At 74.3% G+C, this 14,961-nt stretch carries 14 protein-coding genes and 1 pseudogene; 6 read left to right on the top strand and 9 right to left on the bottom strand.

The features are described from left to right. The first annotated feature begins 5 nt into the window (after positions 1 to 5). On the top strand, positions 6 to 512 hold the full coding sequence (locus AB0K02_RS16625) for an FBP domain-containing protein (protein ID WP_365993154.1): 507 nt from the start codon (positions 6 to 8) through the stop codon (positions 510 to 512). Between the two features lie 3 nt (positions 513 to 515). Here the strand turns inward: AB0K02_RS16625 and AB0K02_RS16620 are convergent, their stop codons facing one another. Further along, positions 516 to 2,057, bottom strand: coding sequence for an ATP-dependent DNA ligase (locus AB0K02_RS16620; protein WP_365993153.1), 1,542 nt, complete (start codon positions 2,055 to 2,057; stop codon positions 516 to 518). A 611-nt stretch (positions 2,058 to 2,668) separates the two neighbouring features. Here AB0K02_RS16620 and AB0K02_RS16615 point away from each other — a divergent pair. Beyond that, entirely contained in the window at positions 2,669 to 3,088 is a 420-nt protein-coding gene (locus tag AB0K02_RS16615) for an SsgA family sporulation/cell division regulator (RefSeq protein ID WP_365993152.1), read from the top strand. 34 nt (positions 3,089 to 3,122) lie between these two features. Continuing rightward, on the top strand, positions 3,123 to 3,929 hold the full coding sequence (locus AB0K02_RS16610) for a helix-turn-helix transcriptional regulator (RefSeq protein ID WP_365993151.1): 807 nt from the start codon (positions 3,123 to 3,125) through the stop codon (positions 3,927 to 3,929). Here AB0K02_RS16610 and AB0K02_RS16605 read toward each other — a convergent pair. The 3 genes from AB0K02_RS16605 to AB0K02_RS16595 all read right to left on the bottom strand — a co-directional run bounded on the left by AB0K02_RS16605 (position 3,919) and on the right by AB0K02_RS16595 (position 7,888). Continuing rightward, positions 3,919 to 4,350, bottom strand: coding sequence for a hypothetical protein (locus AB0K02_RS16605; protein ID WP_365993150.1), 432 nt, complete (start codon positions 4,348 to 4,350; stop codon positions 3,919 to 3,921). The genes AB0K02_RS16610 and AB0K02_RS16605 overlap by 11 nt on opposite strands. A 181-nt stretch (positions 4,351 to 4,531) precedes the next feature. After that, positions 4,532 to 5,575: a zinc-dependent alcohol dehydrogenase family protein gene (locus AB0K02_RS16600; protein ID WP_365993149.1), complete on the bottom strand. Its 1,044-nt coding sequence runs from the start codon at positions 5,573 to 5,575 to the stop codon at positions 4,532 to 4,534. A gap of 150 nt (positions 5,576 to 5,725) precedes the next feature. Continuing rightward, positions 5,726 to 7,888, bottom strand: coding sequence for a phage holin family protein (locus tag AB0K02_RS16595; RefSeq protein WP_365993148.1), 2,163 nt, complete (start codon positions 7,886 to 7,888; stop codon positions 5,726 to 5,728). Between the two features lie 144 nt (positions 7,889 to 8,032). On the opposite strand from AB0K02_RS16595, the gene AB0K02_RS16590 reads away from it, so the two are divergent. Together AB0K02_RS16590 and AB0K02_RS16585 are read left to right on the top strand one after the other, a co-directional pair. Then, on the top strand, positions 8,033 to 8,815 hold the full coding sequence (locus tag AB0K02_RS16590; RefSeq protein ID WP_365993147.1) for an MBL fold metallo-hydrolase: 783 nt from the start codon (positions 8,033 to 8,035) through the stop codon (positions 8,813 to 8,815). Then, positions 8,812 to 9,471, top strand: a complete 660-nt coding sequence (locus AB0K02_RS16585; RefSeq protein ID WP_365993146.1) for a VTT domain-containing protein — start codon at positions 8,812 to 8,814, stop codon at positions 9,469 to 9,471. The genes AB0K02_RS16590 and AB0K02_RS16585 overlap by 4 nt, the downstream gene beginning before the upstream one ends. A 55-nt stretch (positions 9,472 to 9,526) precedes the next feature. Here AB0K02_RS16585 and AB0K02_RS16580 read toward each other — a convergent pair whose 3' ends face one another. Then, complete coding sequence (locus AB0K02_RS16580; protein ID WP_365993145.1) at positions 9,527 to 10,567, bottom strand: MBL fold metallo-hydrolase; 1,041 nt, start codon at positions 10,565 to 10,567, stop codon at positions 9,527 to 9,529. Between the two features lie 18 nt (positions 10,568 to 10,585). Further along, positions 10,586 to 11,803 (bottom strand): aminotransferase class I/II-fold pyridoxal phosphate-dependent enzyme, encoded by a 1,218-nt coding sequence (locus AB0K02_RS16575; RefSeq protein ID WP_365993144.1) that lies wholly within the window; start codon positions 11,801 to 11,803, stop codon positions 10,586 to 10,588. 229 nt (positions 11,804 to 12,032) lie between these two features. On the opposite strand from AB0K02_RS16575, the gene AB0K02_RS16570 reads away from it, so the two are divergent. After that, positions 12,033 to 13,535, top strand: coding sequence for a phosphatase PAP2 family protein (locus AB0K02_RS16570; RefSeq protein WP_365993143.1), 1,503 nt, complete (start codon positions 12,033 to 12,035; stop codon positions 13,533 to 13,535). A gap of 236 nt (positions 13,536 to 13,771) precedes the next feature. Here AB0K02_RS16570 and AB0K02_RS16565 read toward each other — a convergent pair whose 3' ends face one another. The 3 genes and pseudogenes from AB0K02_RS16565 to AB0K02_RS16555 form a co-directional block, all read right to left on the bottom strand. Continuing rightward, the gene (locus AB0K02_RS16565; protein WP_365993142.1) at positions 13,772 to 14,143 is read right to left on the bottom strand and encodes a hypothetical protein; all 372 of its coding nucleotides are present in this window, start codon (positions 14,141 to 14,143) and stop codon (positions 13,772 to 13,774) included. A gap of 81 nt (positions 14,144 to 14,224) precedes the next feature. Beyond that, positions 14,225 to 14,653: a roadblock/LC7 domain-containing protein gene (locus AB0K02_RS16560; RefSeq protein WP_365993141.1), complete on the bottom strand. Its 429-nt coding sequence runs from the start codon at positions 14,651 to 14,653 to the stop codon at positions 14,225 to 14,227. Positions 14,654 to 14,693: 40 nt separating this feature from the next. Next, a pseudogene (locus AB0K02_RS16555) lies at positions 14,694 to 14,961 on the bottom strand (transcriptional regulator); the annotation flags it as partial.

The raw sequence follows: 14,961 nt of genomic DNA, 5'->3' as shown, positions 1-14,961 counted from the left end.
ACCGAGTGGAACCTTTGACCGACAAACAGATCCGCGCGTCCTTCGTCAACTGCACGAAGGGTGAGGCGTCGCGGATGCGCCTGCCCGCGGACTTCTCCGAACTGCCCTGGGAAGACCTCGACTTTCTCGGCTGGGTGGACCCGGGAGCGCCGCTGAAGGCGCACATGGTGCTGCCACACGGGGACGGGCTGGTCGGCATCACCCTGCGCATCCCGTCCACCGGCCGTACGAGCGCGGTGAAGTCGAGTATGTGCCATGCCTGTCTCACCGGGCACGCGTCGTCGGGCGTGACACTGTTCGCCGCACCGCTGGCCGGTGCGGCCGGACGCGAGGGCAACACCGTGGGCACGTACCTCTGCGCTGATCTGGCCTGTTCGCTGTACGTGCGGAGGAAGAGGCAGCCGAAGCTGCGGCACGGACGGTACGAGGAGAGCCTGACGCTCGAGGAGCGGATCGCGCGCACGACGCAGAACCTGTCCGCGTTCGCGGACAAGGTGCTCGGCCTGCGCTGAGGGTCACCGCCCGGCGGCCGAGAGGACCTGCTCGATCGTGTCGGCCTCGTCCGCGCTCTTGTCGGGCCGGTGGCGCAGCACGCGGGCGAACCGCAGCGCGACACCGGCCGGGTAGCGGGGCGAGCGCTGCAACCCGTCGTAGGCGACCTCGACGACGAGCTCGGGGCGGACGCGGACGGTGAACCCATCGTCCTCGACGGCGAGTTCCCGCAGTTTTCCGGTCTGCCAGCGCAGCATCTCGTCGGTGAGGCCCTTGAAGGTCTTGCCGAGCATCACGAGGCCGCCGTCCGCGGCGCGCGCGCCGAGGTGGAGGTTGGACAGGAGTCCGGTGCGCCGCCCGTGTCCCCGTTCCGCGGCCAGGACGACGAGGTCGAGGGTGTGCACCGGCTTGACCTTCAGCCAGGAGCGGCCCCGGCGGCCGGCGACGTAGGCCGCGTCGAGGGCCTTGACGAGGACGCCCTCGTGGCCGAGGCGCAGCGTCTCGGCGAAGAACGCCTCCGCCGCGGCGATCTGCTCCTCGGAGGAGGGGTCGCCGACGACGTGGCGGCGGACGCGCATCGGTTCGGGTACGAGCCGGGCGAGGTGCTGGTGCCGTTCGTGGCCGGGCAGGTCGAGGACGGGTTCGCCGTCGGCGGCGAGGACGTCGAAGTAGACGGGCGACAGCGGCAGTGCGGCGTGCGCGGCCTCGACGTCGAGGCGTGAGCCGACGCGGGAGGCGATGTCCTGGAACGGGAGGGGGCGACCGTCCGGGCCGAGGGCGATGACCTCGCCGTCGAGGATGAACCCGTCCCCCGCCATCTGCCGTGCGCTGAGCACCACTTCGGGCAGGCGGGCCGTGATGTCGTCGAGGGACCGGGTGTAGACGCGTACGTCGTCCCCGGTGCGGTGCACTTGGACGCGGATGCCGTCGAGCTTCTCCTCGACCGCGCAGCCGGTGCCGAGCGCCGCGACGGCCTCGGTCACGGACTTCGCGGTGTGGGCGAGCATCGGCTGCACGGGGCTGCCCACGCGCAGCCGGAACCGGGCGAGGGCCTCGGGTCCGTCGGCGAGCAGGGCGCGGGCGACCCTCGGCAGTGATCCGTCGAGCATCACGGCGCGGCGTACGTCGGCGGCGGGTGCGCCGGCGGCCTTGGCGACCGCGTCCAGCGCCACGGCGTCGAGGGCTCCCTGACGCACCTCGCCGGTGAGGAGGCGGATCAGGAAGTGCTGCTCCTCGGCGGTGGCGGCGGCCAGGAGGGTGCGCACCCGGCTGCGCCGCTCGGCCTGTGCGCCGGGGCCGGCGATCTCGGCGAGCGCGGTGAGGGCGGCGTCGGTCTCGGTGACGGTGAGCCCGGGCTCGGCGGCGGGCGGTACGGCCTCCTTCAGCACGCTCCAGCCGATGCCGATGCGACCCTGGGGGACGCGTCCGGCGAGGTACGAGATGACGAGGGCGACGTCCTCGGGGCGGGCCTCGGCGAACAACTCCGCGAGCGCGGCGGTCTTCCGGGAGCGGGCGGACGTGGCGGCGACCTCTCGGGACACGTCGGCGAGTCGGGCGAGAAGCATGCGCCCATGGTGCCTCGCGCGCCCTGCCACCGCACGTGCGTGCCGCCCCGGGGCAGGGCGTGCCGGAGGTCGTGCCTCCGCCCGGAACCCGCCGCCCTTCGCCGAGGCCCCCACCCATGTCGAGGGGTACGGCCCGTGCCCGGATGAGCCGGCGACTGCGGACGGCCAGAGGTTTACCCGGAGTAACGCACATCACATGAGGGGCTGGGAGCGACGGGAACGCCCGTCGGTCGTTTATCGTTCACCTATACGCGGGTGCGGCCGGGACGGCCTCCCAGGCCCCCGCCCTCCGACGCCCCGGCCGGAAACCCCCGTCCGGCCGGGGCTCCCCTTCCCCTCCGGTCGCGCTTCGACGGTTTCCGGACACCGGCGCACCGCCCGAAAAACGAACGATCGGACCCGAAGCGCGGAATCAGCGGGCCCCACCGGGCACGCGTCCCTTTTATGGGGAAATGCGATGGCGCAAAGGTCTGGCCATTCCGCCTCCGGAGTTCGAAGGTGGGTGATGCAGGTCACACGCGCCACCGGTGTAGCTCGCGTACGGGTGAGCCCTGCCGTGACGTCGTCCCATGCAGAAGGAGCAGACCGCACAGCACCAAGAGGAGCGAGCGATGTCACCCTCCATCGAGCAATCCGTCGTGGCCCGTCTCATCAGCGACGCGCCCCACTCCCTGGCCGTGCCGGTGATTCTGCGTTACCGCGACACCGACCCGCTCGCCGTCCGAATGACCTTCCCGCCGGAGGCCTGCCTGAATGACACAGGCGTCACGTGGACCTTCGCCCGCAGCCTGCTCGACTCCGGACTGCGCGCCCCCTCCGGTGAGGGCGACGTCCACATCTGGCCCTGCGGACGCGTACAGACCATGGTCGAGCTGCGCTCGCCGGAGGGCGTCGCGCTGCTCCAGTTCGACACCGCGACCCTGCGCCGCTTCCTCGTCCACGCGTACGCGGCCGTGCCCGCCTCCGCCGAGAGCGCGGCCATGGACATCGATCAGGCGCTCGCGGCGCTGCTTCGGGAGGCGAGGGGCTGACAGGCCGTGAGCAGCCCCGTAATACGGTCGGGGTATGACGACAACTGCCGTTTCGAGTACGGGAGTGGGGCCGCTGCTGCGGGGCTGGCGCGAGCGGCGCCGGATCAGCCAGCTGGAACTGGCGCTGCGCGCCGACTCCTCGGCGCGCCACATCAGCTTCGTCGAGACGGGCCGTTCCCGGCCCAGCGAGGAGATGATCCTCAGGCTCGCCGAGCACCTGGACGTCCCCGTGCGGGAGCGCAACGCGCTGCTGGTCGCCGCCGGTTACGCCCCCCGGTACGCGGAGACGCCCGTCGACTCCCTGGGCGCCCTGCGCGAGGGCATCGAGCGGCTGCTGCAGGGCTACGAGCCGTATCCGGCCATCGTCGTCGACGGCTCGTACACCGTGGTGGCGGCCAACCGCGGCATCGCGATGCTGCTCGACGGCCTGCCCGAGCACCTGCTCACGCCTCCGCTGAACGGCATGCGGATCACCCTGCACCCCGAGGGGCTCGCCCCGCGCATCCGCAACCTGCGCGAGTGGCGCGGTCATCTGCTGGCGCAGATGGAACGGCAGATGGCGCTCGCCCGTTCCCAGGCGCTGCGCGAGGTGTACGACGAGGTCGCCGCGTACCCCCTGCCGGAGGGGAGCGGCGACCCGGACGACCGCGAGGACCCCGCGCCCTACCCGTATTTCGCGCTCCCGCTGCGGATCGAGCACGACGGGCGAGTGCTGTCGTTCGTCTCGTCCATCTCGACGTTCAACACCCCGCTGGACGTGACCGTCGCGGAGCTGGCCATCGAGACGTTCCTCCCGGCCGATCCCGCGACGGTCACCTACCTGCGCTCGCTCATGCCCTAGCCGTCGCCCCGGCCGTCGCCTTCAGCGCCGACCACTGCAGGGCGGCGAAGCCCGCCACGGTCACGGCCTGGAGGACGGTCCACACCGCGCCGGCCAGGGTCGGCTCCAGCCAGAGCGCGAGGGCGGCGAGGCTGAGCGGGGGCCAGACGATGTTGATGTCGACGACGGCCTTCACCAGCGGCACGGGCGGGTGGGGCCGGGCCGCGAGCAGACCGACGGCTGCGCCGAACACGGCGAGGAAGATTCCCACGCCCAGCAGCAGCACGTCGTCGACCCCGAGGAAGCGGCCGATCGGCCCGGAGGCGGCGGCGTACGCGAGCCCGTTGGCCCCGGTGACGGCGGCGTCCAGGGCGAGGAAGCGGCGCAGCATCGTCCGGGGCTCGGTGGTGCGGGAGATGCCTGCGAGCAGAGCCTGGGACATGACGGATCAGCCTCCATCTGTGCCGCGACCGGCCATGTCTGCGCGACAGGCAGACTTGCCGAAGGGGCACTGGATCGTACGGACGGGCCCGGAGTCCGGACGGAGTGCGCCGCCCGGGCCCCGGTGACCTCAGACTGCCGTCCGGCCGGAGGAGCGTCGATTACGTCGGGGGTAATGCCGGTCAGGGAGCGGCGTGCGGGGTGATCACCGTGACGCCCGTGGGAGGCGCGGTGTCCAGCGCCATCAGCGCGTCGGGCACGGCGTCCAGGGTGATCGCGGCCGTCACGAGGAGGTCGGGGCGCAGCGCGCCGGAGGCGACCATCGCCATCATGGCGGGGTAGTCGTGCGCGGCCATGCCGTGGCTGCCGAGGATCTCCAGTTCCAGGGCGACGACGCGGTCCATGGGGACGTGGGCTCCCGAGGGGAGCAGGCCGACCTGGACGTGGCGGCCCTGACTGCGCAGGCTACGGACGGAGTTCTCGCACGTCACGGCCGCGCCGAGGGCATCCAGCGAGAGGTGGGCGCCGCCGCCCGTGGCCTCGTGGACGGCCTCGGGGACGCCGCCCGGCAGCGCGGAGGCGTCGAGGGCCACCTCGGCGCCGAGGGTGCGCGCCATCTCCAGCGCTCCGGGCGACACGTCGACGGCGACGACGCGGGCCCCGGCGGCCGCGGCGATCATCACGGCGGACAGGCCGACGCCGCCGCAGCCGTGCACGGCCACCCACTCCCCCGGGCGTACGCGGCCCTGGCCGGCGACCGCCCGGAAGGCGGTCGCGAACCGGCAGCCGAGGCTCGCGGCCGTGGCGTAGGGCATGCCGTCGGGCAGGGCCACCAGGTTGGTGTCGGCGTGGTGGACCGGGACGTACTCGGCGAAGGAGCCCCAGTGGGTGAAGCCGGGCTGTTCCTGGCGTTCGCAGACCTGCTGGGCGCCGCGGGAGCAGGCCGCGCAGCGGCCGCAGGCGCAGATGAACGGGACGGTGACCCGGTCGCCGGCCGACCAGCCGGTGACACCCGCGCCCACGGCGGCGACCACGCCGGACAGTTCGTGCCCGGGGACGTGCGGCAGGGCGATGCCGCTGTCGTGGCCCATCCAGCCGTGCCAGTCGCTGCGGCACAGCCCGGTCGCCTCGACCCTGACGACGACGCCGTCGGTCGTCGGGACCGGGTCGGGCACCTGCTGTATCTCAGGCCGCTTGCCGAACTCCTGGAACACGACGGCTCGCATCCGCTTCTTCTCCTTGCTGCCGGGCGGCCCGTTCCTTCGGGCCGGCATCCATGCGTACACCAGCACACCGGCGAAAAGAAACCGCACTCCTCGGCGGACGCCCGCCTACCCGGAGCCCGCGACCGGCCGCGTGGAGAACGCGAAGGCGGCTCACGTCCTGTCGTCCGGCACCGAGCCCTCAACAACCGGAGCTTCTTCCTCCGGTCGGTGGTCCCACCGGGCACGATTCGGCATGCCCTCCGACCCGACGGCGTGCGTCCCGATCGGGACCTGCGGCCCCTCGCACTCCCGCAGCCAGCGCCTGAGCACCCGGTGCACCTGCTCCGCACCGACCAGTTCACGGCCGGGCGGCACCGGCGGCGACAGCTCCAGCGGTGAGAGCAGGAACGCCTTCGACTGCTCCCCGCCCAGGCCCCCGTGCGAACCGATCTGCTCCTCGAAGGCGTGCACCACCCCCGTCCTCGGGTCGTACATCGAGTTGACCATGATGTCCGCGACGTGCGGAAACGCGTCGGTGCGTCGCACGGCGTCCACCGCGCCGGGGCCGAACGCCGCGAGCGGCCCGGCGCCGTCGCCCTCCTCCAGTTCGGCGAGCGGCACCGCCGCACCGCCCGCCGCGAGCACCACCGACCCCTGCCGCTCGCTGCGCACGAGAAGGAACCCGATGCCCGGATGACCGGCGAGGGTCGGCAGCAGGGCGGGGTAGCGGCGCCGGATCTCCTCCCGGCTCACCCGGTGCGGCACGTCCGGGAACGAGATCAACGCGAGATTGCCCGACGCGAGCACGATCGGGTCGGAGCCGGCCCCCGCCTGCTCCAGTTCGCCGTCCTCGTCCACGTCCCGGTGCAGGGCGGTGCGCAGCGCGTTGCGGGCGGCGTCACGGGCCTCCGCCCCGCTCTTGGAACGCTCGGCGCGGCGCGGCACCGGCAGTCCGCAGCCCGCGCGCACCAGATCGCGCAGGGTCAGCCCGTACGCGCTCTCGAAGGTGCTCCCCGGGCTCTGGCCGTGGTCGGACAGCAGCACGATCCGGTAGGTGCGGGGCGCGTGTTCGGCGACCTTGGCCATCAGGGCGAGTGACCGGTCCAGCCGCTCCAGCACCGCCTGCGCGTCGCGGCTGTGCGGCCCGGAGTGGTGGGCCACCTCGTCGTAGCCGACCAGGTCGGCGTAGACGGCGGTGCGTCCGGCCAGCATGTCGCCCATCACCGCGGCGACCACCACGTCGCGTTCGACGACGGTCGCGAACGCGCGGATGAACGGGTAGAGCCCGCCGCGGCCGATCCTCGGCTCGTCACCCCGCAGCCGGGCGCGCGTCGACTCGCCGATCTCGCGGGCGACCTCGGCGACGAACGACACGGCGGTGCGGACGGCGTTCGCCGGGTCGGAGAAGTACGCGAAGTAACCGGCGCGCGAGCGGTTGGCACGGCCACGGCGTGCCGCGACGGACAGCACGAGGGCGAGCTGGTCGGCTCCGCCGCTGAACAGGTTGCCGCGACTCGCACCGTCCACGGTCAGCAGCCCGCCGTCGCGGGTCCGCTCGACGGCGCGGCGCTGCAGCTCGGCCGCGCTCGCCGGGCGGTTGCTGACCACGATCCGGCGTCGGTCCTTCTCGTACCAGCGGAAGGCGGGCACGTCGTGGTTGGAGCCGTGCAGGATGCCGAGCTGGCTGGCACCGGTCTGGCTCGACCAGTCGGTACGCCACGGCGTGAGGCGGTGCGTGTCGCCGAGCCAGCTCGCCACGGTGGGCATCACGCCGCTCGCGGCCGCCCGCAGCAGCACGTCGTGGCCGACGCCGTCGAGCTGGACGAAGACCGTGCCGGGCGCACGCCACCGGCCCGAGCCGTCACCGCGCCGGCGGCCGCGGCGGTGGGCCAGACGCGAGAGCCTGCGCCGGTAGGCGTCGTCGTCACGGACGGCGAGCGCGGTGGAGGTCGTGGAAGCGACGGCCGACATGACGGCGGCCACGACGACGGCGGTCTCCGGCTTCGCCGTGCCGCGGCCGTCCGGTATCAGCCACAGGGCGATGAGCAGCAGCGAACCGTTGAGGAAGAAGACGAGCAGGCCGAGCACGAGCGCCGGTACGAGCAGCAGGGCCCGGACGATCACCGGCCATACCAGGGCTCCGAGCAGACCGAAGGCGCCCGCGCCCCAGCCGGCGGTGACCGCCGTGCGCGTGATGCTGTCGCCGTCGGGGGACTGGAGACGGAAGTCGGGCAGCAGCCCGGCGAGCGCCAGCATGGTCGCGGTCGAAACCCCCCACACCACGACGACCCGGAAGACGGCTCTTCCGGCAGTGCGCCACCGCCCTGCGACCACGCGTGTCACCTCACCCCTGGAGCAGGACTCCAGCGTGGCACAGCGCGGCCCCGGGAAGCGGCGGTCCGCCGGGGACCCGTACGGACGGGCCCTCGGCCAACTACGCTCGTACGGGTACGGGAAGCTGCTGCGAGGAGGCGTCGCGTGCCGGTGGAGATCACCTGGTGGGGTCATGCCACCTGCACGATCGAGGACTCGGGGATCCGGGTGCTGACCGACCCGCTGCTCGTGCGGCGGCTGGCCCATCTGCGCAGGCGCCGCGGGGCGTTGCCGCCCGCCGAGGCCACCGTCGCCGAGGCCGTGCTCGTCTCGCACCTGCACTCCGACCACCTCCACCTGCCCTCCCTCGCGCGGCTCGCGGCAGGGACGCGGCTGGTCGTGCCGCGCGGGGCGGCCCGCTCGGTACCGGGGCTGCGGCGGGTCGCCGCGGCGGCCGGCCTGCGTGTGACCGAGGTCGTGCCCGGCGACGAGGTGCGGGTCGGCGACCTGCGCGTACGGGCCGTGCCCGCGCTGCACGACGGACGCAGGCTGCCGGTGGGCCCGCACCGCTCCCCCGCGCTCGGCTACGTGGTCAGCGGCGAGGCCGCCACGTACTTCGCCGGCGACACCGGCCTGTTCGACTCCATGGCCGACGAGGTCGGCCCGATCGACGTGGCGCTGCTTCCCGTCGGCGGCTGGGGCCCGTACCTGGGCCACGGCCATCTGGACGCCGGGCGCGCGGCGCAGGCACTCGCCTCGCTGGCGCCCCGCGCCGCCGTGCCCGTGCACTACGGCACGTACTGGCCGATCGGGATGGACGGCATACGGCCGCACGAGTTCTACGCGCCGGGCGACGAGTTCGTCCGCAAGGCCGCGCGGCTGGCGCCGAGGGTGTCCGTGCACCGGCTCGGGCACGGCGAGCGCGTCAGGCCGGAGGCCGGGCGGTGAACCCCGGGGTCCCGGCGGCCGCGGCCGAGCTCACGCTCCTCGCACCGCTGTTGCCGCCGGAGTCGACGCAGCAGGCCGTCGGCTACCCCTCGCTGTTCCTGCTGGTGGCGCTCGGAGCGCTGGTGCCCGTGGTGCCGACCGGCGCGCTGGTCAGCTCCGCGGCGGTGGTGGCCGTCCATCAGACGCCCCCGACGGCCCTGCTGTTCGTCTTCCTGGTCGCGTCGCTGGCCGCCTTCACCGGGGACGTGACGCTGTACTGGCTCGGTCGGCGCGGCGTGCGTTCGAAGAACGGCTCCCGCTGGCTCTCCGCCCTGCGCGAGCGCGCGGCGCCCGACCGGCTGGAGCAGGCCCAGGAGAAACTGGCCCGGCACGGGGTGGCGGTGCTGGTGCTGTCGCGTCTGGTGCCGGCCGGGCGGATCCCCGTCATGCTGGCCTGCCTGCTGGCCCGGATGGGACTGCGCGACTTCATGCGCGGGAACGCCCCGGCGTGCCTGGCGTGGGCGGCGACCTACGGGCTGATCGGCATCCTGGGCGGGTCGCTGTTCGCCGAGCCGTGGCAGGGCGTGCTCGCGGCCGTGGCCCTGACCGCGCTGGTCAGCGGTGCGCCCGGGGTGTGGCGCAGGCTGCGCCGGATCGGCGCCCGCCGCGAGGCGTGAACGCCCGGTCGGCGCCCGCGGCCAGGGGTGACGCCCGCCCCGCGCGGGCCCCGGGTCACTCGGCCAGCACCCGCGAGCCGCCCACCGGCAGGTCCCACAGCTCGTGGCGCGGCCGGCCCGTGCGGTGCCAGGCCGCCAGCAGCCGCTCCAGCGGTTCCCGGACGGGCTCCGCGGAGAGCACGAACGTCGCCCAGTGCATGGGCGCCATGTTCCGCGCACCGAGGTCCTCGAAGGCACGCACGGCCTCCTCGGGGTCGGTGTGCACGTCGCTGAGCCACCAGCGCGGGGCGTACGCCCCGATGGGCAGCAGCGCCAGGTCGATGCCCGGATGACGGCGGCCGATCTCCCGGAACCAGTGCCCGTACCCGGTGTCCCCCGCGAAGTACACCGAGCGGCCCGGGCCGTCGGTGAGCACCCACCCGCCCCACAGCGAGCGGCAGGTGTCGAGGAGGGTGCGCTTGGACCAGTGGTGGGCCGGTACGAAGTCGAAGCGCACACCGCCCAGCTCGGCGCCCTCCCACCAGTCGAGTTCGGTGACCCGGGTGAAGCGCCGCCGCCGGAACCAGCGGCCGAGACCCGCGGGCACGAACAGTGGGGTGCGGCGGGGCAGCCGCCGCAGCGTGGGCGCGTCGAGGTGGTCGAAGTGGTTGTGGCTGATGACGACCGCGTCCACGGGCGGCAGGTCCTCCCAGCGCACGCCCACCGGGGTGATGCGCGCCGGGGTGCCGAGGATGCGGCGGGACCAGACGGGGTCGGTGAGGACGGTGAGCCCGCCGATGCGCAGCACCCAGCTCGCGTGCCCGGCCCAGGTGACGGCGACGGTGGTGACGTCCGCCTCGGGCAGCGCGCCCGGTTCGAAGGGCAGCAGCGGGATGTCCCGCAGGCCCGCGGGGCCGGGGCGTACCGCACCCTCCCTGGCGAACCTGGCGAACGCCCGGACGCCCGGGAGAGGGGCGGTCAGCCGGTCGGCGAAGGATCTCGGCCAGGTGCGGACCTCGCCGAGGACGCGGGTCGTGGGCGGCGGGAGCGCCGTGGGCCCCGGTCGTGTGTCCGCCGGGTGCTGTACGGGTCCGGTCTGTTCTGCCTGCTCCGTCATCCTGGTCTCCCGTCACCGTCAGCGCAGCTCGTCGAAGGCCGATCCGAGGTCGTTCAATGCCCGCTGTACATGGGGCAGTTCCAGTGGGGCCGGTGAGGCGAGCGCGGCCAGCTGCTCGTCGGCGGTCGCGCCGAGGAGCGGGCCCGTGGACAGCCGCACCCGCAGCGCGCCCAGCTCGTCGCCGAAGCGGTGCCCGCCGGGGACGGACATACGGAGCCGGTCGCCGAGGTACTCCTCCAGTTCCATGGAGTCGCCGACGCCGCGCTCGGCGAGCCGGCCGCGCAATGGGCCGAGGTCCGCGTAGAGATGGCGACCCGCCTGCGGAGGGCGGGAGAGCGCGCCGGTCACGAGCACGGCGCGGTGCACGGCCGCGGCGACCTGCGCGTGCAGGGCGGCGGCACGGGCCGCGCGTTCGGCCGTCTCGGGCGGCTCGTCCAGCACGTGGGCGGCGGCGGCCGAGAGGGGCGCGGGTACGGCGGCGCCCAGCGCGGTGAGGAAGTCCAGGGTGCGGGCGCGCCGGGCGGCGCCCTCCTCGCCGGGCGGGAAGCGGGCGATCGCGACGGGCCAGGACTGGGGCGTGAGGGAGCCGGCGAGATCGCTGATGACCGTGACGTCGCCGGGGCACATCTCCGCCGGGCTGACCAGGACGGTGTCCCGCGGCTGGTGGAGCGTGTCGCGCCACGTCTCGTCGCTGATGATGTGCAGCCCTTCGCCGACGGCGGCCTCGCACGCCTCGCGCACGGTCTCCGGCGGGGCGACGGTGGCGGTGGGATCGTCGGGCACGCACAGCAGGAGCAGCCGCGGTCTGCCGCCCTCGCTGCGCACCCGCCGTACGGTCTCCAGCAGCGCGAACGGGTCCGGCACGCCGCCGCACTCGGCCGGGGTCGGCACGTGGTAGGCCGGACGGCCCAGCAGCCGTGCCTGCGGTGTCCACCACGCCGGGCAGGGGCGGGGCATGAGCACGTCGCCGTCGTACGCGCCCAGCAGGGCGAACAGCAGAGGCTGTGCGCCGCAGGCGGCGACGACCTCGGAGGGGTCGCTCGGCAGGCCGCGCCGCTGCCAGTACCCGCAGGCGGCCTCGCGGAGTGCCGGACCGCCGCCGGGCGGCTCGCCGCGGGCGACGCCCGCGGCACCGGCCAGGACGGCGGCGGGGCCCTGTGGCACCGGCAGCCCGGTCTCGGGTGCGTGCGGCCCGTACCGGACGGGGCCACGTCCCTCGGACGCCGTGCCCTGCATCCCGCCACCTCCCACCGCTCGCGCGCCCACCGGTGCCGGGCGTGCGCCCGGGCGTTCCGCAGACGCCGGACACCTGCCCGGTCTCCTAGCCTTTATACGAAGGTTTGGCCGATGCCGCCGCGCGGGCGGTGGCGGCCGGGGGCCGGCCGAGCCCCCGTCACACCCGCCTGTGGGACGCGGGACGGGTCGAGCACTGCGTGGGGCGAGCACCGGCGGGTATCCGCGTGGCATGCAAGAAGTCGACGCACAGGACATCACGCACCTCCGCGGGAGGATCGGCGCACTCCTCAGCGCCTGGGACCGGCAGCTGCACCGTGCCGTCGCCGAGCGCTCCTGGCCGGGCGCGGAGCCGGTCCTGCCGCGGCTCAGCAGGAGCGCCGACCACGGGCTGCTCTGGTTCGGGACGGCGGCCGGGATCGCCCTGGCCGGACGCGGGACACGCTCACGCCGGGCGGCGGTGCGGGGCGTGGCGTCCCTCGCGGTGGCCTCGGCGCTGATCAACACCGTCGGCAAGCGCTCCGTGCGCAGGAACCGGCCGCTGCTGGATGCCGTGCCGGTGATACGGCAGCTGAAACGGCATCCGTTCACCACGTCCTTCCCTTCCGGGCACGCCGCGTCGGCCGCGGCCTTCGCCACCGGCGTCGCACTGGAGTCCAGGGGCTGGGGCGCCGCCGTCGCGCCGGTCGCCGCGTCCGTCGCGTTCTCCCGCGTCTACACGGGCGTGCACTATCCGAGCGACGTGCTCGTGGGCGCGGCGCTCGGCGCGGGTGCCGCGTTCGCGGTGCGCGGCCTCGTGCCGACGCGGTCCCAACTGCCCGCACCGGCCCGCCCCACGGCACAGGCCCCCGCGCTGCGGGGCGGAGACGGCCTGGTGGTCGTCGTCAACCGCGAGTCCGGATCCGCGGACTGCGCCGCGGAGGTGCGCAGGGAACTGCCGCTCGCGGAGGTGGTGGAATGCGCCCCCGACGAGCTGGCGGTCCAGCTCGCCAAGGCCACGGGCCACGCCCGGGCCCTGGGCATCGTCGGCGGTGACGGCTCGGTCAACCGGGCGGCCGCCGTGGCCGCCGAGAACGGCCTCCCGCTCGCGGTCTTCCCCGGCGGCACGCTCAACCACTTCGCCTACGACCTGGGCATAGAGTCCGTCCGCGACACCTGCCGGGCGGTGGTGGCCGGGGACGCCGTCGGTGTGGACCTGGGGCGCTTCACTCCGGGGCCCGGCGGCAGCGCGGCCCCCGGCTACTTCCTCAACACGTTCAGCCTGGGCGTCTATCCCGAGCTGGTGCGCGTCCGCGAGCGCTGGTCGCCCCGGATCGGCGCCTGGCCCGCCGGTGTGCTGGCGGCGTCCCGGGTGCTGCGGGGCGAGCGTCCGCTGGAGGCCGAGGTGCAGGGGCGGCGCCGCCCGATGTGGCTGCTGTTCGTGGGCAACGGGGTGTACCGGGGCGTCGGCCCCACCCCCGGTCACCGCGCCGATCTGGCGGACGGTCTGCTCGACGTGCGCGTGGTGCACGGCGGACGCGCTCCGGGCTGGCGGCTGCTGGGCGCCGCGCTCGCGGGCAGGCTGAAGCGGTCACCGGTGCACGCGGCCCGGCCGCTGCGCCGCGTGCGCATCGGGGGTCTCGCACCGGGCACCCCGCTGGCGTACGACGGTGAAGTCGCCGCGGCGCCTGCCGAGGTGACGGTGGACAAGGTGGTGGACGGGCTGACGGTCTACCGGCCGCAGGAGTTGCTCTGAGGGCCGCACGGTGCACGGTCGTGCGTTCCCCGTCCCGCGAGACGCCGATGCGGTCGGACAGGCCATGGGCACACTGCCCCGGGGGCTCCGCCGCAGTGCGTCGCTGAGGTCTGCGCAGCCTCGCTTCGTGTCCGACCGCCCGTCGGCGGGCGGCCCCGAGAACGTCGGGTACGTCAAACCCGGCCGCGAACGGTGACGCCGCGCCCGGTGGGGCGCGGCGCCGGCGACCGGGCGGCTCAGACCTCCAGCGCGGACTCGATCTTCCGCAGTTGGTGCCGGGCCATCGCCAGGTTGGCGCGCTCCTTGTCGAGCGCGAGGTACAGGAACAGCCCGTTGGAACCGCGGCTCTTCAGGAGCCGGATCATGTGGTACTGGCTGTCGAGTGTGATCAGGATGTCCTCGATCTCCTCCTTCAGCCCGAGGTGTTCCATCGTGCGCACCTTGGCGCGCACCACATCGGTGTTGCCGGCGGCGGCGACGTTCAGGTCGAGGTCCTTGCCGCCGCCGATGGTGCCCAGCGCCATACCGCTGGTGTAGTCGACGAGCGCGGCGCCGATCGCTCCCTCGATGGTGAGGGCTTCCTTGAGCGCGGTTTCGGTGTTGGCCATGACAAGCGCACTTTCCTTCCGTCTGTTCCGGGTCCTGCTGGACGTGCGTGCGGGTGGTTTCGAGGGGGTGGCGGTCATCGGTCAGGCGTCCTGGGTCCGTTCGAGTGCTCCGTCGACGAGCTCCCCGATACGGGCGCCGGCACGACGGGCCTCGAGATGGAGCCGGCCCACGTTGATACGCGGCTCGGCCAGTACGGTGAGCACGGCCGACGAACCGGCCGCGTAGGTGGCGACGTATCCCGTCTCGCCGCGTATCAGCAGCTCCTTGAAGCCGCCCTGACCGGTCGCCTCCGTCAGGCGCAGCGCGACACCGAGCGCCGCGGCGGTGAGGGCGGCCACCCCCTCCGCCTCGGCGGTGTCCGACGCCAGCACGAGGCCGTCGGCGCTCGCCGCGAGCGCGCCTGTCAGCTGCGGCACCCTGGCGCGCAGCCGTCTGATTTCACCGAGCACATCGGCCTCGGCCGTCATGAGCTGTCTCCTTTCGGCGCGCAGCCGCAGCGCGCGCCTCATGACGGGACACGCCGGGCCCGGTGGATCGGGCGGCGGTGATTCACAGGCTTGCCTCCAGTGCGTCGCGGAGCCGGCGTAACAGGGCGATGTCCGGGTCGGCGGGGAACTGGGAGACCCAGCCGGGCAGCGGGTCGCCGGCGTCCGCCACCGGCTCGGACGGTGTCTCGACGAGTCCTGCGGCGGCCATCCGCCGCACCTCGACCAGCGTGTTGAAGGCGGGCCGGCCCAGTGCCCTGGCGATGGCCGACGGGGTGCGCACCCCCGCCGGCCACGCCAGCCGCGCCCCCGGCCCGCGGGGGTGCCCCCCC

The organism is Streptomyces sp. NPDC049597 (assembly GCF_040675505.1).
Taxonomy (GTDB): Bacteria; Actinomycetota; Actinomycetes; order Streptomycetales; family Streptomycetaceae; genus Streptomyces.
The sequence above is the reverse complement of the archived record's forward strand: the minus strand, read 5'-3'. Positions and strand labels throughout refer to the sequence as shown.